38 protein-coding genes and 1 pseudogene are annotated in these 23,958 nt (G+C 43.8%); 37 read left to right on the top strand and 2 right to left on the bottom strand.

What is annotated here, in order from left to right; all coding sequences use genetic code 11:
• The first annotated feature begins 13 nt into the window (after positions 1–13).
• The 34 genes and pseudogenes from rpsC (at position 14) to ACFQV5_RS04140 (ending at position 19,994) form a co-directional block, all read left to right on the top strand.
• A complete protein-coding gene (gene rpsC, locus ACFQV5_RS04305) occupies positions 14–679 on the top strand; it encodes a 30S ribosomal protein S3 (RefSeq protein ID WP_054956059.1) in 666 nt (221 codons plus the stop codon).
• A 2-nt stretch (positions 680–681) separates the two neighbouring features.
• On the top strand, positions 682–1,116 hold the full coding sequence (rplP, locus tag ACFQV5_RS04300) for a 50S ribosomal protein L16 (RefSeq protein WP_379244024.1): 435 nt from the start codon (positions 682–684) through the stop codon (positions 1,114–1,116).
• Complete coding sequence (rpmC, locus tag ACFQV5_RS04295) at positions 1,106–1,303, top strand: 50S ribosomal protein L29 (RefSeq protein WP_007132561.1); 198 nt, start codon at positions 1,106–1,108, stop codon at positions 1,301–1,303. Before rplP ends, rpmC begins: the two co-directional genes overlap by 11 nt.
• 44 nt (positions 1,304–1,347) lie before the next feature.
• Positions 1,348–1,614: a 30S ribosomal protein S17 gene (gene rpsQ, locus ACFQV5_RS04290; RefSeq protein ID WP_036589437.1), complete on the top strand. Its 267-nt coding sequence runs from the start codon at positions 1,348–1,350 to the stop codon at positions 1,612–1,614.
• A 36-nt stretch (positions 1,615–1,650) separates the two neighbouring features.
• Positions 1,651–2,019 (top strand): 50S ribosomal protein L14, encoded by a 369-nt coding sequence (rplN, locus tag ACFQV5_RS04285; RefSeq protein WP_054956056.1) that lies wholly within the window; start codon positions 1,651–1,653, stop codon positions 2,017–2,019.
• Between the two features lie 56 nt (positions 2,020–2,075).
• On the top strand, positions 2,076–2,432 hold the full coding sequence (gene rplX, locus ACFQV5_RS04280; RefSeq protein WP_379244021.1) for a 50S ribosomal protein L24: 357 nt from the start codon (positions 2,076–2,078) through the stop codon (positions 2,430–2,432).
• A 26-nt stretch (positions 2,433–2,458) separates the two neighbouring features.
• Positions 2,459–3,001: a 50S ribosomal protein L5 gene (gene rplE, locus ACFQV5_RS04275; RefSeq protein ID WP_379244019.1), complete on the top strand. Its 543-nt coding sequence runs from the start codon at positions 2,459–2,461 to the stop codon at positions 2,999–3,001.
• Positions 3,002–3,040: 39 nt separating this feature from the next.
• The gene (locus ACFQV5_RS04270) at positions 3,041–3,226 is read left to right on the top strand and encodes a type Z 30S ribosomal protein S14 (RefSeq protein WP_013312154.1); all 186 of its coding nucleotides are present in this window, start codon (positions 3,041–3,043) and stop codon (positions 3,224–3,226) included.
• 33 nt (positions 3,227–3,259) lie between these two features.
• Positions 3,260–3,658: a 30S ribosomal protein S8 gene (gene rpsH, locus ACFQV5_RS04265; protein ID WP_007132557.1), complete on the top strand. Its 399-nt coding sequence runs from the start codon at positions 3,260–3,262 to the stop codon at positions 3,656–3,658.
• Positions 3,659–3,687: 29 nt separating this feature from the next.
• A complete protein-coding gene (gene rplF, locus ACFQV5_RS04260) occupies positions 3,688–4,230 on the top strand; it encodes a 50S ribosomal protein L6 (protein ID WP_379244016.1) in 543 nt (180 codons plus the stop codon).
• 112 nt (positions 4,231–4,342) lie between these two features.
• Positions 4,343–4,711 carry a 50S ribosomal protein L18 gene (gene rplR, locus ACFQV5_RS04255; RefSeq protein WP_379244014.1) on the top strand — a complete coding sequence of 123 codons (369 nt, stop codon included), beginning with the start codon at positions 4,343–4,345 and terminating at the stop codon, positions 4,709–4,711.
• Between the two features lie 26 nt (positions 4,712–4,737).
• Positions 4,738–5,235 (top strand): 30S ribosomal protein S5, encoded by a 498-nt coding sequence (gene rpsE / locus ACFQV5_RS04250; RefSeq protein WP_379244012.1) that lies wholly within the window; start codon positions 4,738–4,740, stop codon positions 5,233–5,235.
• A 12-nt stretch (positions 5,236–5,247) separates the two neighbouring features.
• Positions 5,248–5,433: a 50S ribosomal protein L30 gene (rpmD, locus tag ACFQV5_RS04245; protein WP_379244010.1), complete on the top strand. Its 186-nt coding sequence runs from the start codon at positions 5,248–5,250 to the stop codon at positions 5,431–5,433.
• Positions 5,434–5,475: 42 nt separating this feature from the next.
• Positions 5,476–5,916: a 50S ribosomal protein L15 gene (gene rplO, locus ACFQV5_RS04240; protein WP_379244008.1), complete on the top strand. Its 441-nt coding sequence runs from the start codon at positions 5,476–5,478 to the stop codon at positions 5,914–5,916.
• Complete coding sequence (gene secY / locus ACFQV5_RS04235) at positions 5,916–7,214, top strand: preprotein translocase subunit SecY (RefSeq protein WP_379244006.1); 1,299 nt, start codon at positions 5,916–5,918, stop codon at positions 7,212–7,214. Before rplO ends, secY begins: the two co-directional genes overlap by 1 nt.
• Before the next feature lie 81 nt (positions 7,215–7,295).
• Positions 7,296–7,940 carry an adenylate kinase gene (locus ACFQV5_RS04230; protein ID WP_379244004.1) on the top strand — a complete coding sequence of 215 codons (645 nt, stop codon included), beginning with the start codon at positions 7,296–7,298 and terminating at the stop codon, positions 7,938–7,940.
• A gap of 5 nt (positions 7,941–7,945) precedes the next feature.
• A complete protein-coding gene (gene map / locus ACFQV5_RS04225; protein ID WP_379244002.1) occupies positions 7,946–8,698 on the top strand; it encodes a type I methionyl aminopeptidase in 753 nt (250 codons plus the stop codon).
• A 9-nt stretch (positions 8,699–8,707) separates the two neighbouring features.
• A pseudogene (locus ACFQV5_RS04220) lies at positions 8,708–9,014 on the top strand (KOW motif-containing protein).
• A gap of 2 nt (positions 9,015–9,016) precedes the next feature.
• Entirely contained in the window at positions 9,017–9,232 is a 216-nt protein-coding gene (gene infA, locus ACFQV5_RS04215; protein ID WP_028559500.1) for a translation initiation factor IF-1, read from the top strand.
• A 151-nt stretch (positions 9,233–9,383) separates the two neighbouring features.
• A complete protein-coding gene (gene rpmJ / locus ACFQV5_RS04210) occupies positions 9,384–9,497 on the top strand; it encodes a 50S ribosomal protein L36 (RefSeq protein ID WP_003333770.1) in 114 nt (37 codons plus the stop codon).
• A gap of 18 nt (positions 9,498–9,515) precedes the next feature.
• Positions 9,516–9,884, top strand: coding sequence for a 30S ribosomal protein S13 (rpsM, locus tag ACFQV5_RS04205; protein ID WP_379244000.1), 369 nt, complete (start codon positions 9,516–9,518; stop codon positions 9,882–9,884).
• Between the two features lie 19 nt (positions 9,885–9,903).
• Entirely contained in the window at positions 9,904–10,299 is a 396-nt protein-coding gene (rpsK, locus tag ACFQV5_RS04200; protein ID WP_054956043.1) for a 30S ribosomal protein S11, read from the top strand.
• A 131-nt stretch (positions 10,300–10,430) separates the two neighbouring features.
• Positions 10,431–11,375, top strand: a complete 945-nt coding sequence (locus ACFQV5_RS04195; protein ID WP_208917626.1) for a DNA-directed RNA polymerase subunit alpha — start codon at positions 10,431–10,433, stop codon at positions 11,373–11,375.
• A 33-nt stretch (positions 11,376–11,408) separates the two neighbouring features.
• A complete protein-coding gene (rplQ, locus tag ACFQV5_RS04190; RefSeq protein WP_379243997.1) occupies positions 11,409–11,774 on the top strand; it encodes a 50S ribosomal protein L17 in 366 nt (121 codons plus the stop codon).
• 90 nt (positions 11,775–11,864) lie between these two features.
• Positions 11,865–12,083 carry a hypothetical protein gene (locus tag ACFQV5_RS04185; protein ID WP_379243995.1) on the top strand — a complete coding sequence of 73 codons (219 nt, stop codon included), beginning with the start codon at positions 11,865–11,867 and terminating at the stop codon, positions 12,081–12,083.
• Between the two features lie 114 nt (positions 12,084–12,197).
• The gene (gene truA, locus ACFQV5_RS04180) at positions 12,198–12,995 is read left to right on the top strand and encodes a tRNA pseudouridine(38-40) synthase TruA (RefSeq protein WP_379243993.1); all 798 of its coding nucleotides are present in this window, start codon (positions 12,198–12,200) and stop codon (positions 12,993–12,995) included.
• Between the two features lie 292 nt (positions 12,996–13,287).
• The gene (rplM, locus tag ACFQV5_RS04175) at positions 13,288–13,725 is read left to right on the top strand and encodes a 50S ribosomal protein L13 (RefSeq protein WP_379243991.1); all 438 of its coding nucleotides are present in this window, start codon (positions 13,288–13,290) and stop codon (positions 13,723–13,725) included.
• Positions 13,726–13,744: 19 nt separating this feature from the next.
• The gene (gene rpsI, locus ACFQV5_RS04170) at positions 13,745–14,137 is read left to right on the top strand and encodes a 30S ribosomal protein S9 (RefSeq protein WP_054956038.1); all 393 of its coding nucleotides are present in this window, start codon (positions 13,745–13,747) and stop codon (positions 14,135–14,137) included.
• 229 nt (positions 14,138–14,366) lie between these two features.
• Positions 14,367–14,930, top strand: coding sequence for an RNA polymerase sigma factor (locus tag ACFQV5_RS04165; protein WP_379243988.1), 564 nt, complete (start codon positions 14,367–14,369; stop codon positions 14,928–14,930).
• On the top strand, positions 14,927–15,853 hold the full coding sequence (locus ACFQV5_RS04160) for a DUF3298 and DUF4163 domain-containing protein (RefSeq protein WP_379243986.1): 927 nt from the start codon (positions 14,927–14,929) through the stop codon (positions 15,851–15,853). Before ACFQV5_RS04165 ends, ACFQV5_RS04160 begins: the two co-directional genes overlap by 4 nt.
• Before the next feature lie 220 nt (positions 15,854–16,073).
• Entirely contained in the window at positions 16,074–16,766 is a 693-nt protein-coding gene (locus tag ACFQV5_RS04155; RefSeq protein ID WP_379243984.1) for a phosphoadenylyl-sulfate reductase, read from the top strand.
• A 57-nt stretch (positions 16,767–16,823) separates the two neighbouring features.
• Positions 16,824–17,993, top strand: coding sequence for a sulfate adenylyltransferase (gene sat / locus ACFQV5_RS04150; RefSeq protein WP_379243982.1), 1,170 nt, complete (start codon positions 16,824–16,826; stop codon positions 17,991–17,993).
• Positions 17,994–18,064: 71 nt separating this feature from the next.
• Positions 18,065–18,838, top strand: coding sequence for an N-acetylmuramoyl-L-alanine amidase CwlD (cwlD, locus tag ACFQV5_RS04145; protein WP_379243980.1), 774 nt, complete (start codon positions 18,065–18,067; stop codon positions 18,836–18,838).
• A gap of 70 nt (positions 18,839–18,908) precedes the next feature.
• Positions 18,909–19,994 carry a P-loop NTPase gene (locus ACFQV5_RS04140; protein ID WP_379244109.1) on the top strand — a complete coding sequence of 362 codons (1,086 nt, stop codon included), beginning with the start codon at positions 18,909–18,911 and terminating at the stop codon, positions 19,992–19,994.
• A 60-nt stretch (positions 19,995–20,054) separates the two neighbouring features.
• Here the strand turns inward: ACFQV5_RS04140 and gerD are convergent, their stop codons facing one another.
• A complete protein-coding gene (gerD, locus tag ACFQV5_RS04135; protein WP_379243978.1) occupies positions 20,055–20,768 on the bottom strand; it encodes a spore germination lipoprotein GerD in 714 nt (237 codons plus the stop codon).
• A gap of 127 nt (positions 20,769–20,895) precedes the next feature.
• Between gerD and ACFQV5_RS04130 the strand changes: the two genes are divergently transcribed.
• On the top strand, positions 20,896–21,489 hold the full coding sequence (locus tag ACFQV5_RS04130) for a KinB-signaling pathway activation protein (protein WP_379243976.1): 594 nt from the start codon (positions 20,896–20,898) through the stop codon (positions 21,487–21,489).
• A 33-nt stretch (positions 21,490–21,522) separates the two neighbouring features.
• Here ACFQV5_RS04130 and pdaB read toward each other — a convergent pair whose 3' ends face one another.
• Complete coding sequence (pdaB, locus tag ACFQV5_RS04125; RefSeq protein ID WP_379243974.1) at positions 21,523–22,326, bottom strand: polysaccharide deacetylase family sporulation protein PdaB; 804 nt, start codon at positions 22,324–22,326, stop codon at positions 21,523–21,525.
• Between the two features lie 93 nt (positions 22,327–22,419).
• Here pdaB and ACFQV5_RS04120 point away from each other — a divergent pair, with 93 nt between their 5' ends.
• Both ACFQV5_RS04120 and ACFQV5_RS04115 read left to right on the top strand, forming a co-directional pair.
• On the top strand, positions 22,420–23,031 hold the full coding sequence (locus tag ACFQV5_RS04120) for a stage II sporulation protein M (protein ID WP_379243972.1): 612 nt from the start codon (positions 22,420–22,422) through the stop codon (positions 23,029–23,031).
• A gap of 204 nt (positions 23,032–23,235) precedes the next feature.
• Complete coding sequence (locus tag ACFQV5_RS04115; protein WP_009592811.1) at positions 23,236–23,466, top strand: hypothetical protein; 231 nt, start codon at positions 23,236–23,238, stop codon at positions 23,464–23,466.
• Positions 23,467–23,958 lie beyond the last annotated feature (492 nt).

The following is a 23,958-nucleotide window of genomic DNA, read 5'->3' as shown; positions in this document are numbered from 1 at the left end:
GGAGGGAAAACGTGTGGGCCAAAAGGTAAATCCAGTAGGACTCCGTATCGGTATTATCCGTGATTGGGAATCCAAATGGTATGCAGGCAAAGATTTCGGTGATCTTTTGCTGGAAGACGTTAAAATCCGTGAATACCTGAAAAATAAATTGAAAGACTCCGCTGTATCCCGTATTGAAATCGAGAGAGCGGCTAATCGTGTGAACGTGACGATCCACACTGCGAAACCAGGTATGGTTATCGGTAAAGGTGGTTCAGAAGTTGAAGTACTGCGTGGTCAAGTGACTAAAATCGCAGGCGGCAAGAAGGTTCACATCAACATCTCTGAAATTAAGAACCCTGAAATGGACGCTATTCTTGTAGCTGAAAGCATTGCACAACAACTGGAACGTCGTGTTTCTTTCCGTCGTGCTTTGAAACAAGCAATTCAAAGAACTATGCGCTCTGGAGCGAAAGGGATCAAAACATCCGTTAGCGGACGTCTTGGCGGTGCCGAGATTGCTCGTACGGAAGGCTACAGTGAAGGAACTGTTCCACTTCATACGCTTCGTGCAGACATCGACTATGGTACAGCAGAAGCGCATACGACTTACGGCCGTATCGGCGTGAAAGTATGGATCTATCGTGGAGAGGTTCTTCCTACGGCTAAGAAACAAGCTGCTCAGGAAGGAGGCAACTAATCATGTTGGTACCAAAACGTGTAAAACACCGCAAACAACAGCGCGGCCATATGAAAGGTCGGGCAAAAGGCGGTACTGAACTGAACTTCGGCGAATTCGGCTTGCAAGCAATGGAACCAGGCTGGATCACGAACCGTCAGATCGAAGCTGCGCGTATCGCGATGACTCGTTACATTCGTCGTGGTGGTAAAGTTTGGATCAAAATTTTCCCAGACAAGCCGATTACTCAAAAGCCTCTCGAAGTGCGGATGGGTAGTGGTAAAGGTAATGTTGAAAAATGGGTTGCAGTTGTAAAACCAGGCAAGATTATGTTTGAACTTGGAGGCGTGTCTGAGGAAATCGCCCGCGAAGCGATGCGTCTCGCCGCTCACAAGCTGCCTGTTAAAACGAAGTTTGTGAAACGTGAAGAAGTGGGTGGTGAAGCAAATGAAAGCTAATGAACTGCGCAACTTAACCACTGCAGAAATCGAACAAAAAATCGCCGGATTTAAAGAAGAACTCTTTAATCTCCGTTTTCAATTGGCTACAGGCCAGCTTGATAATCCGACTCGGATTCGTGACGTGCGCAAAGAAATAGCTCGTGCTAAAACCGTTATCCGTGAAAGAGAACTTGGGATTAGTTAATGAAGCAGACGGTGCCGTCTGAATTCAGGAAGGAGGCCAAATCAATGAGCGAAGAACGCAATGCACGTAAAGTGCAAATTGGTAAAGTCGTCAGTGACAAAATGGATAAAACCATCGTTGTAGCTGTTGAAACTTATAAGAAGCATAACTTGTATCACAAGCGCATTAAATACACCAAAAAATTTAAAGCGCATGATGAGAACAACACGGCTCAAATCGGAGATACCGTTAAGATCATGGAAACTCGTCCGCTCTCCAAAGACAAGCGCTGGAGACTGGTTGAAGTTGTAGAGAAAGCGGTAATCATCTAAAGATGTAATCAGCTTTTCCGAAAGGAGGAAATTTCAATGATTCAACCATTTACTCGTTTGGCTGTTGCCGACAACTCCGGTGCGAAGGAACTGATGTGTATCCGCGTATTGGGTGGTACAGGTCGCCGTACAGCTCAGATCGGTGATTTGATCGTATGCTCCGTCAAACAAGCAACACCAGGCGGCGTTGTCAAAAAAGGTGATGTAGTTAAAGCGGTTGTCGTTCGTACGAAGCGTTCCGTTCGTCGTAAAGACGGATCTTACATTTCATTTGACGAAAACGCAGCGGTAGTTGTTAAAGAAGACAGAAGCCCACGTGGAACTCGTATTTTCGGACCAGTTGCTCGCGAACTTCGCGAGAGAGACTTCATGAAAATCGTTTCCTTGGCTCCGGAAGTAATCTAATCGGTATGATTGAGATAAGTTATGCTTGCCCAGTCAAGCCCCAGGAGGTGTAACGAATGCCTAGAGTGAAAAAAGTTCTGGAATCCCATAACAATAAATTGCACGTTAAAAAAGACGATACAGTTATTGTGATCAGCGGTAAAGACAAAGGCAAAAAAGGCCGTGTCATCGCAGCATATCCTCGTGAGAACCGCGTTTTGGTGGAAGGCGTAAACATGATCAAAAAGCATCAGAAGCCTAACCAACTAAACCCGCAAGGCGGTATCATCGAGAAAGAAGCTCCGATCCATGTATCAAACGTGATGCACGTTGATCCTAAAAGCGGAAAAGTAACCCGTATCGGTTACAAAGTGCTGGACAACGGTAAGAAAGTCCGCATCGCTAAAAGATCCGGAGAATCAATCGATAAATAGAAGTGAAGAAAGGAGGTCCCTGAATCATGGCAATCAGAATGAAAGAACGTTTTCTTAACGAGGTTACTCCTGCTTTGATGCAGAAGTTCAACTATAAAACGGTAATGCAAGTTCCTAAAATTGAGAAAGTAGTCATCAACATGGGTGTAGGTGACGCTGTAGCTAACTCAAAAGTTCTTGATTCCGCGGTTAACGACATGCAGCTGATCGCTGGTCAAAAGCCAGTTATCACTCGTGCAAAGAAATCCATCGCCGGATTCAAATTGCGTGAGAATATGCCAATCGGTGTTAAAGTAACACTGCGCGGTGAGCGTATGTATTACTTCCTCGACAAGTTGTTCAACGTTACTCTTCCACGTGTACGTGACTTCCATGGCGTATCTACTAAAGCTTTCGACGGACGTGGTAACTACACGCTCGGTTTGAAAGAACAACTCATCTTCCCTGAGATTGAGTATGATAAAGTAGACAAAGTTCGTGGTATGGATATCGTTATCGTTACAACGGCTAAAACTGACGAAGAGTCCCGTGAATTGCTTACTCAACTGGGTATGCCTTTCGCGAAATAAGACGGTTTCTCCGAAACTATTTAGGAGGTGTCAGGCTAAGTGGCAAAAACTTCGATGAAAGTTAAACAACAACGCACACCTAAGTTCAAGGTGCGGGCTTATACCCGTTGTGAGCGTTGTGGTCGTCCACATTCGGTACTGCAGAAGTTTAAAATTTGCAGAATTTGTTTCCGTGAATTAGCTTATAAAGGCCAGATTCCTGGCGTGAAAAAAGCAAGCTGGTAAGAAGTTTATAACCGGGAAGGAGGTTTACCACACATGACTATGTCCGATCCAATTGCAGATATGCTTACTCGTATTCGTAACGCTAACACTGTGCGTCACGAAACGGTAGAAATGCCTGCTTCGACGATTAAGAAACAAATCGCTGATATCTTGAAGCGTGAAGGTTTCATCCGTGATGCGGAATTTGTGGAAGATAACAAACAAGGGATCATTCGTGTTTTCTTGAAATATGGTTCCAACAACGAACGTGTCATCACAGGTCTGAAAAGAATCAGTAAACCAGGTCTTCGCGTTTACACGAAGAGCAATGAAGTGCCACGTGTTCTCGGCGGTCTGGGTATCGCGATCATCTCCACATCTAAAGGAGTTATGACCGACAAAGAAGCTCGTCAAGCCAAAGCCGGCGGAGAAGTTCTCTGCTACGTATGGTAATAAACGTCACAAGATAGGAGGTGCAATGAATGTCCCGTATTGGTCGTAAACCAATTGCAATCCCAAGCGGTGTGGAAGTCACACTCGATAACTCTGTAATCACGGTAAAAGGCCCTAAAGGTACCCTGACTCGTGAATTGCATAAAGATATGCAAATTACAGTTGAAAACAACGAAATTAGTGTTGTTCGGCCTTCCGACAACAAAACTCATCGTTCTCTTCACGGCACGACCCGCAGCGTTGTCTCGAACATGGTAAGCGGCGTGACTGAAGGATTCGTTAAAAACCTTGAATTGGTTGGTGTCGGATACCGCGCAAGCAAATCTGGCGACAAAATCGTTCTGAACGTGGGTTACTCCCATCCGGTTGAAATTACACCGGAAGCAGGTATTGAATTCGAAGTACCTACCAACACGAAGATCATCGTTAAAGGAATCGATAAAGAGCGCGTAGGTGCATACGCTGCTAAAATTCGTTCCGTACGTGAGCCTGAGCCATACAAAGGTAAAGGTATTAAGTACGAAGGCGAACGCATCATTCGTAAGGAAGGTAAGGCCGGTAAGAAGAAATAAGGTAGCGATCTTCGGGTTACCCGGGTGGCTCGCTAACCTGTTTGTCCTTACTTACCCCATGAGTCTTAAAGTGAAGCTGTTAAGGCAAAACTGAAGGGAGTGAAAGGGAAGCATGATCACGAAACAAGACAAGAATAAAGCTCGTTTGAAAAGACACCTGCGCGTGCGTAAGAAAATTCAAGGCACTGCAGAGCGTCCACGTCTGAATGTGTTCCGTTCTTCGAAACACATCTATGCTCAACTGATCGATGACGTGGCCGGCGTGACTTTAGCATCGGCTTCTACATTGGATAAAGAATTGAGCGGCGACATCAAAAACGGCGGTAGCGTTGAGTCCGCTCGTAAAGTCGGCGCGCTCGTTGCAAAACGTGCAGCAGACAAAGGTTATAAATCGATCGTATTCGATCGTGGTGGATATTTGTATCATGGACGTATTCAAGCGCTGGCTGAAGCAGCTCGCGAAGCAGGCCTTGAATTCTAAGACATTTTCAAAAGGAGGTAAACGACTTGCGTGTAGATCCTAACACTTTAGAACTGACTGAAAAAGTTGTAAATATTAACCGCGTTGCTAAGGTTGTAAAAGGCGGACGCCGTTTCAGCTTTAGTGCACTGGTAGTTGTCGGTGATGGAAAAGGTTGGGTTGGAGCAGGTATTGGTAAAGCTGGCGAAGTACCGGATGCAATCCGCAAAGCCATCGAAGATGCCAAGAAAAACCTGATTCATGTTCCATTGGTTGGAACAACAATTCCTCACCTCGTTACAGGTCATTTTGGTGCAGGCCGAGTTCTTTTGAAGCCAGCATCAGAAGGTACCGGAGTTATTGCCGGCGGACCAGTTCGTGCAGTACTTGAACTGGCTGGCGTAGGCGACATTTTGACAAAATCTCTAGGTTCTTCGAACTCCATGAATATGGTCAATGCGACTTTGGAAGGTTTGTCCCGTCTGAAGCGTGTTGAAGAAGTTGCCAAGCTTCGCGGCAAATCCGTCGAAGAGCTGTTGGGTTAAGGAGGGAATCTCATGGCTAAACTTGAAATCACCCTCGTGCGCAGCGTGATCGGACGTCCGGAAGATCAGCGTGTGACCGTGAAAACACTTGGATTGCGTAAAATCAACCAATCTGTGGTTCATAACGACGATCCAGCCATTCGCGGAATGATCAAGAAGGTAAATCACCTGGTTTCTGTTCAAGAAATCGAAGGTTAGTCCCGGGATTATCCCGGATACATTAAGGAGGTGCAACGAACGATGAAGTTACATGAGCTGAGCCCAGCACCTGGTTCCCGCAAAGAGCGCAAACGCGTTGGACGCGGACCAAGTAGCGGTACGGGTAAAACATCAGGTCGAGGTCACAAAGGACAAAACTCCCGTTCAGGCGGTGGTGTTCGTCCAGGCTTCGAAGGCGGACAAAACCCGCTGTATCGTCGTCTGCCGAAGCGTGGTTTTGTGAATCCAACTCGGAAAGAGTACGCGATTGTGAACATCGAAGAACTGAACAGCTTTGCAGCAGGTACTGAAGTAACTCCAGAAGTTTTGGTCGAGAGCGGAATCGTAAACAATACGAAGAGCGGCATCAAAATTCTTGGCAACGGTGAAGTTACCGTGAAATTGACTGTAAAAGCTAATAAGTTCTCTCAATCTGCGGTAGAGAAGATCGAGGCTGCCGGCGGTAAAACCGAGGTGATCTAATGTTTAAGACCCTGAAAAATATATGGCGTGTCGATGATCTCCGTAAACGTATTTTGTTCACCCTGTTTGTACTGATCATCTTCCGTATCGGATCGTTTGTACCAGTTCCTGGTGTAAATAAAGATGTCTTTACTCAGTCAAATCAGGCAGGAAACGAATTGTTTGGACTTCTCAACACGTTCTCGGGAGGCGCACTTCAACAATTCTCGATTTTCGCTCTCTCGATCTTTCCATATATTACATCGTCCATTATCGTACAGTTACTGTCGATGGACGTCATTCCGAAATTTGCGGAATGGGCCAAACAAGGGGAACACGGTAAAAAGCAGTTGGCTCAAGTCACCCGTTATGGTACGGTAGTGTTGGGCTTGATTCAGGCTTTCGGTATGTCGATCGGTTTTAACCGTCTTTATGGAACTGAGATGATTCCGAATGCTACCTTCGTTGATTACCTCGTTATTGCGATCGTTCTTACTGCAGGTACATCATTCTTGATGTGGCTCGGCGAGCAGATCACGGAACGTGGAATCGGTAACGGTATTTCAATTATTATCTTTGCAGGTATCGCTGCGGGAATTCCAATGCATATCCGTACAACAATTGAGTCGAACTTCATTCAAGATAGTCAGACTTTCTTGAATATTCTGAAGGCTATTATTATCCTTCTGGTACTCGTCTTGATCGTAGTAGGTGTTGTATTTATCCAGCAAGGTATCCGCAAAATCCCAGTACAATACGCTAAGCGTGTTGTAGGTAACAAGATGTACGGTGGGCAGAACACACACATTCCATTGAAAATCAATGGCGCTGGCGTCATTCCGGTTATCTTTGCAATGTCGTTACTTCAATTCCCTGTTATTCTTGCAAGCTTCTGGGCTGATCTACCATGGGCCAAGTGGGTAACCACTAACCTTGCGTATGATAAGCCACTGGGTATGGTCCTCTATGTCGTTATGATTATTGGTTTCACCTTCTTCTACACATTCGTGCAGATGAATCCGAATCAGATGGCTGACAACATGAAGAAGAATGGTGGCTATGTTCCAGGTATTCGTCCTGGTAAAGCTACTGAGAAGTATCTGACTCGGGTTATGACCCGTTTGACAATGACAGGAGCATTGTTCCTGGCTGTCATTTCAGTTCTTCCTGTATTCTTCGGAGCGCTTGCAGGCCTTCCGCGTACGGTTCAAATCGGTGGTACATCCTTGCTGATCGTAGTCGGTGTTGCACTGGATACGATGAAGCAGATCGAAAGCCAATTGATCAAACGTCATTACAAAGGATTTATTAATAAATAGTCGATAGGTTCCGGTTAGTGGTCTATTCTACTTCCGGCACCTATTGTGCTGTTCTTACTATAGGCAGGAGGAGGGACTAAGGTGAACATCTTATTCATGGGCCCTCCTGGGGCAGGTAAAGGAACACAAGCAGAGAACATTGTTAATGAATTCGGCATTCCTCATATTTCTACAGGCGACGCGTTTCGTTTGGCGATTAAACAAGGAACTCCCATTGGGATTAAAGCGAAAGAATTCATGGATCAAGGTCTGTTGGTACCTGATGATGTGACAATCGGTATTGTGGCTGAACGACTGCAGCAGTCCGATTGCGAAAAAGGTTTTTTATTGGACGGTTTTCCAAGAACCCTTTCGCAAGCGGAAGCGCTGGATGATATTCTGGCCCGCTTGAATACTCGTCTTGATCATGTTATCAACCTGAAAGTTGACCGTGAGAAACTGATGGCTCGTCTTACTGGACGACGCATCTGCAAGAATTGCGGCGCAACTTATCATGTGATCTTCAACCCGCCTAAACAGGAAGGCATTTGTGATAAATGCGGCGGTGAATTGTATCAGCGCTCCGACGACAACGAAGAGAGCGTAGGCATTCGCTTGGACGAATATATCAACAAAACTGCACCACTCCTCACGTTTTATGAGAATAAAGGTCTTCTGCGTCAAATCGATGGTGATCAGGAAATCGGCGCGGTTTCAGATGAAATTGCGTCCGTACTGCGAGGTTAAGTGTAATGATCATTTGTAAATCCGAAAAGGAACTGGGCTTGATGAGAGAAGCAGGACGGATTGTGGCTGAATGCCACAAACTCCTTTCTGCTCACATTGAACCCGGTATTACAACCGGGGAATTGGATCAAATGGCCGACCGTTTCATTCGCAGCCAAGGCGCTTTGCCGTCTTTTAAGGGCTACAACGGATTTCCTTCCAGCATTTGCGCATCAGTTAATGAAGAATTGGTGCATGGATTTCCAAGCAAACGCAAATTAATCGAAGGCGATATCGTTACGTTTGATATCGGTGCACAGTATGAGGGTTACCACGGTGACTCGGCATGGACCTACCCTGTAGGGAAGATTACCGAAGAAGCCCAGCGTTTGCTGGATGTTACTGAAGGTTCTCTATTTGCCGGACTTGCGCTAATCAAACCAGATGTCCGCTTGTTTACAATCTCTCATGCCATACAGCGTTATATCGAGGATGCAGGGTTCTCTGTTGTCCGAGAGTATGTTGGTCATGGTGTGGGCACCGATCTGCATGAAGATCCGCAAATTCCGAACTATGGCATTCCTGACCGGGGACCAAGACTCAAACCTGGTATGGTACTGGCGATTGAGCCGATGGTCAATGCCGGTAAGCGTAATGTTAAGACGCTGGAAGACAATTGGACAGTCGTTACGGTTGATGGTTCACTGTGTGCTCATTTTGAACATACAGTAGCAGTGACCGAGGACGGTATGGAAATATTGACGAAGTTGGTTGATTAGGTGGTTGATTTGAATAAAGCAGCTATTCCTCAAGTCGGTCAAGTCGTCAAAGTATTGAAAGGCAGAGATGCTGATCAATATGCCATTGTCGTTTCAATAGAAGACAGCAAGTTTGTTAGTATTGCGGATGGGAACAAACGCAAGTTTGACCAGGCGAAGAAGAAGAATCTTGTTCATCTGGAACCCCAGCCTTTCATAAGTAGTGAGGTTGTAAACAGTTTGCAAGAAAGCGGTCGGGTAACGAATGGAAAACTACGGTTCGCCGTAGCCAAGTTTTTATCCGACGAATCCAAGTGTTGATCAGAAAGGAGAATAACTGTGGCCAAGGAAGATGTCATTGAAGTTGAAGGTACGGTTATCGAACCGTTGCCGAATGCAACATTTAAAGTCGAGCTAGAGAATGGTCATCAAATTCTCGCTCACGTTTCCGGAAAGTTGCGGATGCACTTTATCCGCATCCTTACAGGTGACAAAGTGGTCATTCAATTATCACCATACGATCTGACCAAAGGTCGTATCACTTACCGTAAATAGAATTCGTTCCTTAGGAACAAAGGAAAGCTGCGAAGCGGTTTTACTGAAGTAAAACTCAGCAGCGGTTACGAACAGTTTTGCATCTAGCAAAACAACAGTCTAGTTTTCGAAGCTGGTTTTACAAACGTAAAACTTTGAGGAGGTAATTAACATGAAGGTAAGACCTTCTGTGAAGCCTATTTGCGAGAAATGCAAAGTCATTCGCCGCAAAGGGAATGTAATGGTTATCTGTGAAAATCCGAAACACAAACAAAAACAAGGTTAAAGAAGGGGGTGTAGCGTAATGGCTCGTATAGCTGGTGTGGATTTGCCACGTGACAAACGCGTTGAGATCGCCTTGACTTACATTTTCGGAATCGGTAAAACGACTTCTCAGAAAATTATCAAAGAAGCAGGCATCAATCCGGACACTCGTGTTCGTGATCTGACGGAAGATGAAGTAGGTAAATTGCGTGAAACGATCGACAAAACGGTTAAGGTAGAAGGTGACCTGCGTCGTGAAATTTCCTTGAATATTAAACGTTTGACTGAAATTGGCTGCTACCGCGGTGTTCGTCATCGTCGTGGATTGCCGGTTCGTGGACAACGTACTAAAACCAATGCTCGTACACGGAAAGGTCCTCGTCGTACGGTAGCTAACAAGAAGAAATAGGAAAGGGGGATAACAGACAATGGCTAAACCAAAAAAAGTCGTACGTACTAAACGTCGTGACCGCAAAAATATTGAATCTGGCGTGGCACATATCCGTTCCACGTTCAACAATACGATCGTAACCATTACGGATCCCCACGGAAATGCTATTTCTTGGGCAAGCTCCGGCGGCATGGGATTCAAAGGTTCCCGTAAGTCTACTCCATTTGCTGCACAAATGGCTGCTGAAACAGCTGCTAAAGCTGCAATGGAGCATGGTATGAAGGCAGTGGAAGTTATGGTTAAAGGCCCAGGTGCTGGCCGCGAAGCAGCGATTCGTTCCCTGCAAGCAGCAGGTCTGGAAGTTAACCTCATTAAAGACGTAACACCGATTCCACATAACGGATGCCGCCCACCAAAACGTCGTCGCGTATAATGAAGTCATCCTGTTAATGTGGTATAAATCCGGTGCAATCTGCTAAGAATGGTTGTTTAGGCATACTACATGGATTACTGGATAAGATGACAGTTTCATATAGGAGCGACGTTTGAAGGAGGGGTACTTGCGTGATTGAAATCGAAAAGCCGAAAATTGAGACCGTTGATGTCAATGAAGAAGGAACCTATGGGAAATTCGTAGTAGAACCGTTAGAGCGTGGATATGGTACGACGCTGGGGAATTCACTTCGCCGCATTCTGCTGTCCTCGCTGCCTGGCGCAGCCGTTACATCTGTTCAGATTGATGGTGTTCTACATGAGTTCTCCACTATTCCTGGTGTCATGGAAGACGTGACTGAAATCATTTTGAACCTTAAAGCTTTGTCGCTGAAGATTCATTCCGATGAAGAGAAAGTGTTCGAAATCGATGCCGAAGGCGAAGGGGTTGTTACCGCTGGTGACATTCGTGCGGACAGTGATGTAGAGATCCTTAATCCGGATCTTCATATTGCGACGCTCGGCCCTGGTGCGAGACTTCACATGCGTATTTTTGCGAGTCGCGGTCGTGGCTATGTCCAGGCGGATCGGAACAAACGCGATGACCAGCCTATCGGCGTCATTCCCGTCGATTCGATCTACACGCCGATTAGCCGTGTAAACTACGGTGTTGAAAATACGCGTGTTGGTCAAGTAACCAACTACGATAAGTTGACACTCGAAATCTGGACGGATGGAAGCATTCGCCCAGAAGAGGCTGTCAGCCTCGGCGCCAAAATTTTGACTGAGCATTTGTTCCTCTTCGTTGGTTTGACTGATGAAGCGAAAGATGCTGAAATTATGGTCGAAAAAGAAGAAGACAAGAAAGAAAAAGTGCTTGAAATGACGATCGAAGAGCTGGATCTCTCCGTTCGTTCCTATAACTGCCTCAAGCGTGCCGGTATTAATACGGTACAAGAGCTCACTACGAAAACAGAAGAGGATATGATGAAGGTTCGTAACTTGGGCCGCAAATCCTTGGAAGAAGTTCAAGAGAAGCTCGAAGAGCTCGGTTTAGGACTCCGTACGGAAGAATAGTTTGAGATTGTTCTAGCAAAGGAGGGAAAACACATGGCATACCAAAAGTTGGGCCGCGACTCCAGTGCGCGTAAAGCGTTGTTCCGTGACCTGGTAACCGACCTGTTCTTATATGAGCGTATTCAAACGACTGAAGCGAAAGCTAAAGAAGTTCGCTCTATCGCTGAAAAACTGATCACGAAGGCAAAACGTAATGATTTGCACTCTCGTCGTCAAGTGGCTGCATTTGTACGCCGCGAAACAGTTGATGGTGAACAAGATGCTATCCAAAAATTGTTCTCCGAAATCGCGCCTCGTTACTCCGAGCGTCCAGGCGGATACACTCGTATCCTGAAATTGGGACCTCGTCGTGGCGACGCAGCTCCAATGGTTTACTTGGAACTGGTTGACCGCGCGTAGTTAACTCGATCCCGTTAGATCACCTTTTGATATCAGGTTTGATGGTTCTGCATCATATCTGATTCAAGGGAGTGAGCACTGCATTCTGAAGTGACTGTAGTTATGTATGCCCGGCTCTACACTTGTTTATCCATTATGGAGACAGTGCAGCCTATCCAATCGGGTCGTGGTTCGAGATGGATCAAAGTCGGCTTCCGGCTCATCTCGGCTACCCCAGGGCATCGTATGCGAGGGCCTTCTAGTCATGCGGCTGACTATAAGGGATCGGCTAGCATGATGAAAAGGAGCTCCTTGGGGGCTCTTTTTTAGATATAGAAGCAATTCTTCTATTTCTTACATGCTAAACTTCTATCGTCCCTAACAGGACGATGAGGTTCTATCTGCTTGGTGGCAGATTCAAGGAAGTGAACCAGGAGGAGAACCATGCGCAATCTTCTGATGAAAGTCAGTTACGACGGAACCAACTATAATGGCTTCCAGACACAGCCTGGTGGAAACACGATTCAGGATCTACTTGAGGATGCAATTGAACGACTCTCAGGTGAACGCTTGAAGATTACAGCCTCTGGTCGTACGGATGCAGGTGTTCATGCAAGAGGTCAGGTGTTCAATTTTTATACGCATTCCAAGATTCCAGTAGAGCGCTGGTGTATTGCACTGAATTCGAGGTTACCTCAGGATATCGTCGTTACAGATGCGGTGGAAGTACCGCTTGAATTTCACTCTCGTCGGGAAGCGAAGCGAAAAACGTATCGGTATACGATTAACGCTAATCAGTTCCCTGATCTGTTTAACCGCAGGTATCAATTCCATCATCATGGCAAGCTTGATATAGCTGCTATGGAAGAAGGGCTGCGCTACCTGATCGGAACGCATGACTTTACTACCTTTGCATCAAGGAAATCTACGAAACCTTCACATGTAAGAACAATATATGATGCATGGATTGAGACTGACACGAGTATGTGTCGTCCAGGTACCAGAGATCAGGGGATTGTTCATACATTTGTGACAGGCAGTGGCTTCTTACAGCATATGGTGAGAATTATCATGGGTACGCTTATGGAAGTGGGAGAGGGCAAAAGAACACCAGAGAGCATTGCAACGATACTCGAAGCCAAAAACCGGGCAGCAGCCGGACCGACAGCAATGGGTACGGGGCTCATGCTCTGGGATGTTGAATATGATTTAACTTCTTTAGAGAAAGACGATTTTTGCTAATTCATTTACAGAATCGGATTTATTAAACGGAAGTAGAATCAGGGCTTAACATTTTTCATGGTTTGTTTAAATTTAACGACTAAAAAACGTATTGTTTAACTAAAAAATCGCTTGCGATTTAGGGGTTGTTCCTGTATTATATAAGTTGTGTTTTCTTAACGGCTCTCCCACAGCCCCGGTTAAGAAAATGCCGAGAACTATCCATCAATTAAAATAATGTTAGACATACGATCGAAGATAGATGAAGAAAATTTGACAAGAATTTTCGGATGAAAACAAGGAGGAACTATACATGCGTACGACCTATATGGCTAAGCCAAATGAAGTTGAGCGTTCTTGGTACATCGTTGATGCCGAAGGCAAAACGCTTGGCCGCTTGGCAAGTGAAGTTGCTGCTCTTATCCGCGGCAAACATAAGCCACAATTCACTCCACATGTGGATACTGGCGATTTCGTAATCGTAATTAACTCGGAGAAAATCGCTCTGACTGGTAAGAAAATGACTGACAAGAAATACTACCGTCACTCCATGCATCCAGGTGGATTGAAAGTGACTGTTGCTGAAGACATGATCAAAAAATTCCCTGAGCGCGTGATCGAGAGCGCGGTTCACGGCATGCTTCCAAAAACCCGTATGGGCGAAAAAATGAAGCTGAGACTCAAAGCTTATGCAGGCACAGCACATCCACACGAAGCTCAAAAACCAGAAGTTTACGAACTTCGCGGTTAATTAAAAGGAGGACAGTTTCATGGCACAAGTACAATACTATGGGACAGGTCGTCGTAAGCACTCGGTAGCACGTGTTCGCCTTGTACCGGGTGAAGGACGAATTGTCATTAATAAACGTGACATCAATGAATACTTCGGTTTGGAAACTCTCAAACTGATCGTTAAACAACCTTTGAACCTGACTGAAACATTGGGTAAATATGACGTTCTCGTCATCGCTCATGGTGGCGGTATTTCTGGTCAAGCTGGTGCAATCCGTCACGGGATCTCCCGTGCATTGCTGAAAGCTGATCCTGAATTCCGTGGTTCCCTGAAAAAAGCTGGATTCCTGACTCGTGACCCTCGTATGAAAGAGCGTAAGAAATACGGTCTTAAAGCGGCTCGTCGCGCACCTCAGTTCTCCAAGCGTTAATATCAACGTTTACAGCCTGCTCCACCATTGGTGGAACAGGCTGTTTTTATTTAATACATATATGATATAGCAATAGTTTTAAATAAGTTTATAAACAAAGATAAGAGGCTCCTTCGTTAATCGAAAGGGAGCCTTTTAACTGTGTCTATAAGGTTGTCTCCTGCTGTCAGATTTTAACTGAAACAATTTATATACTTACCTGCTCTTCAATACTATAGGGGGTGAGAGAGTGCAGCACGAAACCGTCGACGGTCATTTTAACAAAATTTATGATGATACATATCAAGCTTGTCTCATCTATGTAACATGCAAATGTAGAAACACTCAAGATATACCGGATATTCTTCAAGAAACATATCTGTCCTTTTATCGGATTCTTGTGGAAAAAGGGGCTGACTATATTCAGAATCCTGAAGCTTATATCATCCGAATCGCCAAATCAAAGATCGCGAAGCGTTATCGCCTTCAAGATAAATTACAGCGAATCATTCCTCTGTTTGGGCGAACTGAAGAGGATGAAGAGTTCAATCAAGCAGATGTGAATGTTAATACGTTTGATAATCCTTTGGAATCCGAAATTGTATATCAAGAGGCATTAGATCAAATCTGGCGCTTTCTAAAGAATAAGCCTCAAGGTGTACAAAAAGTATTTTTGCTCTATTACTACGCTGACATGACCATTGCTGACATCGCTCAAGTACTTAATCTGAATGAATCTACAGTGAAAAATCGGATCTACCGTACCACTCGGGAAATCCGTAATAAATTTGGCCAGGATGGTGTCTATGTATGACTGAGAAGGAAATTTTGAGACATGTAATTGAAGAGAATCTTGTGAATAAAGAAGAAATCCGTCAACAAGTTCTTAATAAGGCCCACCAAGAAAGGGAAGCAAAATATATGAATAATAAAAAATCATCTTTTCTAGATAAGAAATATCTACTGATCCCTGCAGCAGCTTGTGCAGCAGTATTTGTTATTATGGTGAATACGAGCACAGTATTTGCTTCTTCTATATCCAAAATACCGATTTTGAACAACATTGCTAAAGTCGTTACCATTAGCGAGTATACGCTCTCCCGAGAAGCAGATGAGACACATGTCAAAATGCCATCTATTACAGATTCTGCAAACAAAGAATTGGAGCAGCGCATCAATAAGGAAGTATCGGATACAATTCAAGCTCTTACAGAACAAGCGGAGATTGATTCAGCAGAGTATAAGAAGAATTATATAGCAGCGGGGAATAAAGAAAGTGATTATATACCGATGAGTTATGATTTTGATTATAAAGTCCACTGTTCTAATGATAATATACTTTCATTTGTTGTGACACAGACAGAGCGTAACAACACCATTCAACAATATCTTGATGAATCGGGAATTTCAGAACCAGCAGAATATGTGACACAGTACATGTATAACATTGACATGAAGACAGGAAAGAATATTACGCTCCAGGATTTATTAGGTGATCAGTATAAGCAGGTGGCTAATCGGGAAATTGAGCGACAAGTTAAAGAACGAGCAAAGGAAGACAGCAACCTGCTTGATTACTATGAGGAATTCTATGCCTCTAAGGGAGCTAGGGGGATTGAAGATGATCAGCAGTTTTATATCAACGAGGCAGGAAATCCTGTTCTAGTATTTGATACGTATATCATCGCACCGCTGTATGCAGGTATTCAGGAATTTGAAATACAGAAACAGAAATAACTTTATGCTCTTTCGATAAGAATAAAATCAGATTGCAATTATTAATTATTTCACTGTTTCAATGAGTTGATGATTAAGGCCTTTTCCTTTTCAGGAAAAGGTTTTTTTGTAATTTTGAGCCTTAATACAGTTGACAATAAATAGAAATGATCTATACTGTATTTAATTCATACTATTACCGTAGGATTTAATGGGTTTGTTTATAAGGGAGGGCAATACATTGAATTTACTGGAAAAAGAAGCGTGGATTAATGAGAAAGCAGTTGATTTTGAGCATAGTTCTGCCGAAGAAGTAATTAGACAAGCGATTGAAGCATTCCCAAACATTACATTTGCATGCAGTTTTGGCGCCGAGGATGTTGTTTTGGTAGACATGATTCAGAAGATCAGTCCATCGACTGATATTTTTTATCTGGATACAGACTTTCACTTCCAGGAAACGTATGAAACTCGTGATCTCATGATCGCCAAATACAATATGCAGTTTGTTCGGGTATCTCCTTTGATTACGCCGGAGGAACAGGCTGCTCAGTACGGGGATACCTTGTGGAGTGTAGATCCCAATCAATGCTGCGGTATAAGGAAAGTTGAGCCTTTAACACGGATTCTAGGTAAATACGATGCCTGGATTACAGGAATTCGCCGTGATCAGGCACCAACACGTGCCAATGCGAAAAAAGTAGAGTATGACAGCAAATTTGGACTTGTAAAATTTAATCCGATCGCGGATTGGACCAGTGATGATGTATGGAATTATATTCGTACTCATGATGTTATATACAATCCATTGCATGACCGTAATTATCCGAGTATTGGCTGCCATTATTGCACAAGAGAGGTTCTTCCGGGCGAAGATCCACGTGCTGGACGCTGGTCTGGCAATGAGAAGACAGAATGCGGCCTTCATAAATAATCAGCGTAGAAATTCTCTTCACAGTGATCTTATTAAACGTTCGTGGGAGGTATATTTATGACAACCATTTTGCCGCACGGTGGGACCTTAATCCAAAGAGTTGTTAAAGGGGATAAACGAGAGGAATTATTGAAAAAAGCGAATCAGCTAACACAAATACCGGTAAACACATGGACGATCTCTGATCTGGATTTAATCGGAGTCGGTGCCTTTTCTCCGTTAGAAGGTTTTATGAACGAGGAAGATTATCGATCTGTTATGAAGTCAATGCGATTGGCTGATGGAACCGTATGGAGTATTCCGATCACTTTATCTGTGGATGAGGAGCTCGCAGCTCAGCTGCCGATTGGTGAGCAAGCAGCGCTTGTAGGAGAGAAAGACGGCGTTATTTATGGTGTTATTACAGTAGAGAGTATATACCGGATAGATCAGCGGGAAGAAGCACGTCAGGTATTTAAGACAGACGATCTAGAGCACCCAGGTGTACAAAAGCTATTTGAACGATCCGCAACTTATGTTGGTGGACCTATTGAAGTGCTTACTCGTCCAGAGCCGGATAAATTCAAAGAGTTTTATTATGATCCTGAACAGACTAGAGCTTACTTTCAGGAACAAGGGTGGAAGACAGTTGTAGGGTTTCAGACCCGTAATCCGGTTCATCGTGCCCATGAATATATTCAAAAGAGTGCTATGGAAATCGTGGATGCTCTTTTCTTAAATCCGCTAGTTGGAGAGACAAAATCAGATGACGTTCCAGCAGATGTGCGCATGAACAGCTATTTAAAGCTTCTTGAGCACTATTATCCTGCTAATCGAACATTTCTGGGTGTTTTCCCTGCAGCAATGCGATATGCTGGTCCACGCGAAGCTGTTTTTCATGCGATCGTAAGAAAAAATTATGGCTGTACGCATTTTATTGTAGGCCGTGATCATGCAGGAGTGGGCGACTATTACGGAACATATGAGGCGCAAGAGATTTTTAGTAACTTTACAGCAGAGGAGCTCGGGATAACACCTCTATTCTTTGAGCATAGTTTCTTCTGTACCGTATGCGGTAACATGGCTTCCAGTAAGACTTGTCCACATGACAAGGAGAAGCATTTGACGCTCTCAGGAACGAAAGTACGTGGATTGTTGAGAGAAGGCAAATGCCCGCCACCGGAGTTTACTCGCCCTGAGGTAGCTCAGATTCTGATTGAGGGTATGAAAGAACGTATAACTGTATAAAGAGCGGTATATTTCACCACCTTGTCCCATATGCATGAAGTACAACACTCATGGGACGAGGTGGATTTTTTATGTCCAAGCCGGGATCTGACAAAGTAACCCTGTGGATATCTTGGAAACGAGTTAAGCGTACGATATTTGGTATCGTTCTGCTTGCTTTATTACTTACCGTAGTATCTTATGAGATTCCAAGTGCACATACGGTAAAGTACTGGAATCTGCCTCTGGCAGGTAAAGTGATAGCTTTGGATCCGGGTCATGGGGGACCTGATGGGGGAGCTGTTAGCAAACAAGGAATCATTGAGAAGGATGTCAATCTCGCCGTAACGCTATATTTACGTGATTATCTTCAACAAGCAGGTGCCTTGGTGGTGATGACAAGAGAGGGCGACTACGATCTAGCTTCAACGGAGACAAAGGGATACTCGAAACGAAAAACAGAGGATCTGAAGAAACGAGTGAGGCTAATCGAGGATAGTCGTGCGGATATGTTTGTAAGTATTCACCTTAACAGCATTCCCTCAAATCGCTGGAGTGGGGCACAAACATTTTATCCACCCAACAATGACGAAAGCAAAAGTTTGGCTGAAATCATTCAGAATGAAATTAAACATAATCTGGAGAACACGCAGCGTATCGCCAAAAAAGATGATACAGTCTTTCTGCTCCAAGCACTTCGAATTCCATCCACACTTGTTGAAGTAGGTTTTCTATCACATCCTCAGGAATCTGAAATGCTCCGTGATGAAAAATACCAAAGAAAAGTTGCTGCTTCTGTGTATAAAGGTATTTTGCGTTATACATCAGGGGAGCGTGTGAATCAGTCGTCAGAGGTAGCGAAGTAATGGTATAATAGTTAAGAATTGATACATTCAGATAATGCCATTACATAGAGCTGAGGTGCTGATTGTTATGCTGATAAGCAGAGAGCAGGTACAGGAAATTCTACAGCCGATTCAGGACTCCGAGACAGGGAAAAGCCTGATTGAGCTGCAACGAATTCGCGATATTGTGGTAAAGGAAAAGACAGTAAGATTGTCCGTCACCTACAGCAACGAAGAGGAACGGGCATTGCTTGACGGACAGATTAGAGAGCTGCTTCAAGCGATAGGAGCGGAAGATATTCATATTAGGATGCGCCCTTTAGTTTATGCAGAACAAGAAGACCCGCATGATCAAGAGAAGCTTACCAAAGGACATGCTGCAGGAATGCAAAATAACGAGCTCCTGAGTGAGAATTCTGGAGTTCATTTTATTGCTATAGCGAGTGGTAAAGGCGGTGTAGGTAAATCAACCGTTACTGTCAATTTAGCAACTGCTCTTGCACGTCAGGGTAAAAAAGTTGGATTGATCGATGCTGATATCTATGGATTCAGCGTACCGGATATGATGGGGATCGAAGAAGGGCCGAATATAACGGATGATGGAGTCATTGTCCCAGTGGAACGGTTTGGAGTAAAGGTCATGTCTATGGGATTTTTTATCCGCGAGAATAGCCCGGTTGTATGGCGTGGACCGATGCTTGGTAAAATGCTGCGTCAATTTTTCGAAGACGTAGCTTGGGGTGAGCTGGATTATATGCTGCTTGACCTTCCACCAGGAACAGGTGATGTCGCCCTTGATGTCCATCAAATGATTCCACAAAGCAAGGAGATCATAGTAACGACACCTCATGCTACTGCAGCATTCGTGGCAGCTCGTGCTGGAGCTATGGCTATTCAAACAGACCACCAAATCCTTGGGGTTGTGGAGAACATGTCTTATTACAGCTGTTCACACTGTGGGGAGAAGGACTACGTATTTGGCCGCGGAGGCGGGGGAATGCTGGCAGAAACACTCCACACGGAGCTTCTTGGACAGTTGCCGCTAGGGGGTCCAGATAACCTACCGGCAGATCCTGATTTTTCTCCATCTGTGTATAGAGCGGGTACAGAAAGTGCGATCATCTATGATGAAATAGCAGCTAAGATATCCGGTAAGTGTGATGGTTCCGCATCATAATTATACGTAACAAACAAAAGCTCCCAATTCAGGAGCTTTTGTTTTTTTAATGTAGAACAATTAGGAACCTCCGCCAGTTCCGCCACCTTGTTCTTTTTCTTTTTCGTTATTTCCTTCTTTATCGCCAGCTTGCTTTTCACCTTGGCCTTGCTCGCCACCTTTTTGTTCCTTTTTCTCAACCGAAGGTTGCAGCTCGTCCTTTACGACGGATTTTAGTAATTCTAATACTTCCATCCGGAAGAGGGGGTTTTGCATGGCTTCTTGCATAATGGTCATGGATTGTTTGCGGTAGTCAGATGTTTTCGTCAAGTCGAGGAAAGATTTCATGACCTCAGGAGATTTCAAAATATCCTGTACTGATTTTTGATATGTCGGATCTTTTATTAGTTGCTGGTGAAGCTGTTTACTTTCAGCATTGATTGCTTTAGCGAACTCGCCGGCGAATTTAGGATCAGTCATGATTTTTTCGATCTCTTTCTTATATTCTTCGGAGACAAGCGTGTCTTTTACCGCTGTACGAATCTGTTCACCGGATTGAGCGGATAACATTTTCATGCTGGTCGATCCACCCTCACCGCTTGAAGAGCCAGAACCTTTCAGCGCTTCCTCAACCGCTTTTTTTCCTTCATCGCTCTTAAGAATATCAACAACCATTGATTTCATCTCTTTATAACCGAGCTGCTGTGACGAATACCCTTGATCAGATCCGCAAGCGGTAAGCAGCCCGGTAGTTGCGCAGAGAATAATACATAAACGAAATAATGGCCACTTCATAACCGTTGTCCTCCTTTGATGGGGTTCTAGAGATAGTATGTGATGGAAATGAAGAAATATGTCGAAGCGGGAATGGTTTTTTATTGTGAACGTTGGTAAAATAATGATTTAATGGGGGTGAAAGCATTTGAGTTTACGGAAGTGGGCAAGGTTATTTTGGAAAACAATGCTCGTAGGGGCAGTGGGGGCTGTTATCGCAGGGTTGATATTACAGTTCGCTACAGGTACGATCGAGTTTAAAGGTGCCGTGGATATGCTTATATTTCCGTTGATCTTGTTCGGGTATGGGGCACTTGTGAGTGTGTATTCCCAGTTGGGTTTCTTCGCTTACCTTACCTTGAACTATATGGGCGTCGGGGTATTCAAGAGGAAGACGTGGCAGTATGTACAAATTGTTCTTTCAGTACTTGCGTTGCTAGAATTAATGTTTTTGCGTACATTTGTAGGTGGAGAGAAGAATCTTACATGGGATCTTTTATTGGGAATAGGTATTCTAATCACCGCCGCTATTGTTACATATTTTAAAGTGAAGGTCACTAACATCAATGCACTTATACCAACAATGTTCTTCATGCTGGCAGTTACAATTCTCGAAATTATTGGAGTATTAAAAATCGGGGTCAACAATGCAACCGTGTTTATTATTATTCCGTTGCTGGCGTGTAATGCTTACCAAATACTTACGCTGCATAAAGTAACTCAAGATGAGAAAAAGAGCTAATCAAATTAGCTCTTTTTTTATTAAAGTCTTATCCTATAACCCTGCTGCATCTTCAATGTTTTTTTGGAGCATGGCTTGATCCCGTACTTCAGATCCTTTGGTACTGCTCTGTTGAAGGAGGTCTGTAACAGTTACAAACTCATATCCCTGACTCCGCAGCTCATCTATAATTTTGGGAAGTGCCTCATGCGTTTGTTTCGAAGAATCGCTGGCATGGAGAAGGACGATATCACCAGGATGTGCTTTCGATACTACGCGGTCAACAATCTTGTCTACACCGATATTCTTCCAATCCTGAGAGTCGGTATCCCACTGAATCACCGTGTAATTGAGACTATCTGCAATATTTAACACCCTTTTGTCAAAATCTCCGTTAGGCATCCGGATTAGTTTCGGTTCTTGTCCGATCATTGCGGTTAAAATATTATGTGCTGTTGAAATCTGTTTACGTATTTCTTCATCGGTCAGGGTGCTGTAATTGTCATGTTTAAAACCATGGCTTCCAATTTCAAAACCACCATCCTTGATTTGATTCACAATATCAGGATGACTTTTACTCCAAGGTGCGGATAAGAAGAAAGTTGCCTTTGGAACATTTTTGTCCTTTAGAACTTGTAGGATGGGCTCTGTTCGCTTTTCACCCCAACTGATGTCAAATGTAAGTGCAATCTGCTTCTTATCTGTGGACACACTGTAAATCGCCGAAGGCGAGTTCTCAGAGAAGACAGAGATGTTATCACTTTCTACATAAATGACCCCTACAGCGAAAATGGCAGCTGCGAACACAAAGAAAAACCTTTTTATTTTCTTGCCGTTTAATACATAGAAAAAATTCATATGCTAGAGTCCTCCCCCTATTCAAATGCTACTGCTTGTTTACTAAAATCTATGCTCGTACTTGTGAGTTATTACTGTTTAAGGAGGCATGTCATGTATCGTTTTAGTATTTTTATGAAAGATTTGGCGGCGATCAAGTTGCCACTGATGATTTCCGCTGTATTATTTGCTCTAGGTATTGCCGTAGGATGGATAGGTTCAGGCCCAATTCAAGACATTATTGTTAAGGAAATTCAAGGATTGGGAGAAATGAGCCAAAGTTTAAGACAATCTGATCATCCAGAGCTAAGTTTCTTTATCTTTATATTTCTCAATAACAGTATCAAAAGTATATTGGTGTTGTTCTCGGGAATACTGTTCGGAATTATTCCGATTGTGTTTTTGGCGATTAACGGGATGGTACTAGGTTTCCTTCTAAGCGTAGTGGAGTCGAGCGGAGGGGATCTGGTCGAACTGATCTTTAAGGGGCTGCTTCCGCATGGAATTATTGAAATTCCGGTAATAATCATTGCCTGTGGGTATGGTCTAGCCTTAGGAGGGCTATCATTTAAAAGCATGGCTTTTAATAAGGACAGAGGAAGCGGGATTAAGATGCAATGGCGTGAGTTCTGGCGCAAATCAAGAACAGGCTCTTTGTGGATTGTCTTGCTGCTATTAGTGGCCGCTGTAATCGAGAGTACAATAACGTTGTGGTTGGTGTCATAATTTTCCGAAAATATGAGCATACCTAATAAAGCGGCTTTGGTCTAATTACCAGAGCGCTTTATAGGTCATGACTTATGGATAAAGGGAGACAGTATCCATTCTGCAATCTATTCGCACATTGAATATTACATAGCTCTAGACAGGAGCCGGAGATGAAGCATGTATAAGGGAATACCGCTTGTACAATTTAAAGGAGGTCCAACAATGCTTGGAATGCTGTTTAATGAAAAAGAGTGTAAAGAGCTAGATTATGTATTGCGAAAAGAGCTTGATGAAATGTTGTTGGATCTGAGTGACCAGCGACTTGATCAAAATATTCGACAGGCCATAGCCAACCGTTATAAAACGGTATTCCGGATGTATGCAAGGTTCGCTCCGCAAAAAGAGTTATCCAAATATGCGCGTAACGGGAAGTTTCCGCAAATCAAACATTAATATTTATAAAAAGTGTTGACTAACTCGCTTTCTATGTGGTAAATTAATTTTCGCTTCCTTTTCAGTGAGGACGCCGCCGAATGGCGGCTTCAAATCACATAATGAAACATCGCAAAACTTTTTTAAAAAAAAGACTTGCAAAGATGATTGGGAGTATGATATATTATAAATCCGGCCGAGAAAAACAGGCCGCACACGAAACGCTAGCTAACAAGCTGAATTGAATTCTTCGAAAAAAATAATTCAAAAAAAGCTTGCTAACTTCGAAAGAGTGTGATATGATATAAGAGTTGTTGCGAATGAGAATGAACGACAACGACGAAACAATTGACCTTTGAAAACTGAACAACGAGTGAGTTAAACCGATCTTACTTCGGTAAGATCAAAAAGAGAATTTTAATTCTCGTCAGTTTTTCTAAATGAGCGAATCGCTCTTTTCATTAAACTTTAATGGAGAGTTTGATCCTGGCTCAGGACGAACGCTGGCGGCGT

Origin of the sequence: Paenibacillus sp. GCM10028914, assembly GCF_042666275.1 — a bacterium.
In the GTDB taxonomy this organism is placed as follows: domain Bacteria; phylum Bacillota; class Bacilli; order Paenibacillales; family Paenibacillaceae; genus Paenibacillus_AQ.
Note: the sequence above shows the minus strand (reverse complement) of the source record. Positions and strands in the feature narration are given on the sequence as shown.

Bases quoted from the DNA above. Each gene is read 5' to 3' on its own strand.
- rplP (WP_379244024.1), top strand. From the start codon at position 682: ATGTTGGTACCAAAACGTGTAAAACACCGCAAACAACAGCGCGGCCAT.
- rpmC (WP_007132561.1), top strand. From the start codon at position 1,106: ATGAAAGCTAATGAACTGCGCAACTTAACCACTGCAGAAATCGAACAA.
- rpsQ (WP_036589437.1), top strand. From the start codon at position 1,348: ATGAGCGAAGAACGCAATGCACGTAAAGTGCAAATTGGTAAAGTCGTC.
- rplN (WP_054956056.1), top strand. From the start codon at position 1,651: ATGATTCAACCATTTACTCGTTTGGCTGTTGCCGACAACTCCGGTGCG.
- rplX (WP_379244021.1), top strand. From the start codon at position 2,076: ATGCCTAGAGTGAAAAAAGTTCTGGAATCCCATAACAATAAATTGCAC.
- rplE (WP_379244019.1), top strand. From the start codon at position 2,459: ATGGCAATCAGAATGAAAGAACGTTTTCTTAACGAGGTTACTCCTGCT.
- rpsH (WP_007132557.1), top strand. From the start codon at position 3,260: ATGACTATGTCCGATCCAATTGCAGATATGCTTACTCGTATTCGTAAC.
- rplF (WP_379244016.1), top strand. From the start codon at position 3,688: ATGTCCCGTATTGGTCGTAAACCAATTGCAATCCCAAGCGGTGTGGAA.
- rplR (WP_379244014.1), top strand. From the start codon at position 4,343: ATGATCACGAAACAAGACAAGAATAAAGCTCGTTTGAAAAGACACCTG.
- rpmD (WP_379244010.1), top strand. From the start codon at position 5,248: ATGGCTAAACTTGAAATCACCCTCGTGCGCAGCGTGATCGGACGTCCG.
- rplO (WP_379244008.1), top strand. From the start codon at position 5,476: ATGAAGTTACATGAGCTGAGCCCAGCACCTGGTTCCCGCAAAGAGCGC.
- secY (WP_379244006.1), top strand. From the start codon at position 5,916: ATGTTTAAGACCCTGAAAAATATATGGCGTGTCGATGATCTCCGTAAA.
- map (WP_379244002.1), top strand. From the start codon at position 7,946: ATGATCATTTGTAAATCCGAAAAGGAACTGGGCTTGATGAGAGAAGCA.
- rpmJ (WP_003333770.1), top strand. From the start codon at position 9,384: ATGAAGGTAAGACCTTCTGTGAAGCCTATTTGCGAGAAATGCAAAGTC.
- rpsM (WP_379244000.1), top strand. From the start codon at position 9,516: ATGGCTCGTATAGCTGGTGTGGATTTGCCACGTGACAAACGCGTTGAG.
- rpsK (WP_054956043.1), top strand. From the start codon at position 9,904: ATGGCTAAACCAAAAAAAGTCGTACGTACTAAACGTCGTGACCGCAAA.
- rplQ (WP_379243997.1), top strand. From the start codon at position 11,409: ATGGCATACCAAAAGTTGGGCCGCGACTCCAGTGCGCGTAAAGCGTTG.
- truA (WP_379243993.1), top strand. From the start codon at position 12,198: ATGCGCAATCTTCTGATGAAAGTCAGTTACGACGGAACCAACTATAAT.
- rplM (WP_379243991.1), top strand. From the start codon at position 13,288: ATGCGTACGACCTATATGGCTAAGCCAAATGAAGTTGAGCGTTCTTGG.
- rpsI (WP_054956038.1), top strand. From the start codon at position 13,745: ATGGCACAAGTACAATACTATGGGACAGGTCGTCGTAAGCACTCGGTA.
- ACFQV5_RS04160 (WP_379243986.1), top strand. From the start codon at position 14,927: ATGACTGAGAAGGAAATTTTGAGACATGTAATTGAAGAGAATCTTGTG.
- sat (WP_379243982.1), top strand. From the start codon at position 16,824: ATGACAACCATTTTGCCGCACGGTGGGACCTTAATCCAAAGAGTTGTT.
- cwlD (WP_379243980.1), top strand. From the start codon at position 18,065: ATGTCCAAGCCGGGATCTGACAAAGTAACCCTGTGGATATCTTGGAAA.
- gerD (WP_379243978.1), bottom strand. From the start codon at position 20,768: ATGAAGTGGCCATTATTTCGTTTATGTATTATTCTCTGCGCAACTACC.
- pdaB (WP_379243974.1), bottom strand. From the start codon at position 22,326: ATGAATTTTTTCTATGTATTAAACGGCAAGAAAATAAAAAGGTTTTTC.
- ACFQV5_RS04120 (WP_379243972.1), top strand. From the start codon at position 22,420: ATGTATCGTTTTAGTATTTTTATGAAAGATTTGGCGGCGATCAAGTTG.
- ACFQV5_RS04115 (WP_009592811.1), top strand. From the start codon at position 23,236: ATGCTTGGAATGCTGTTTAATGAAAAAGAGTGTAAAGAGCTAGATTAT.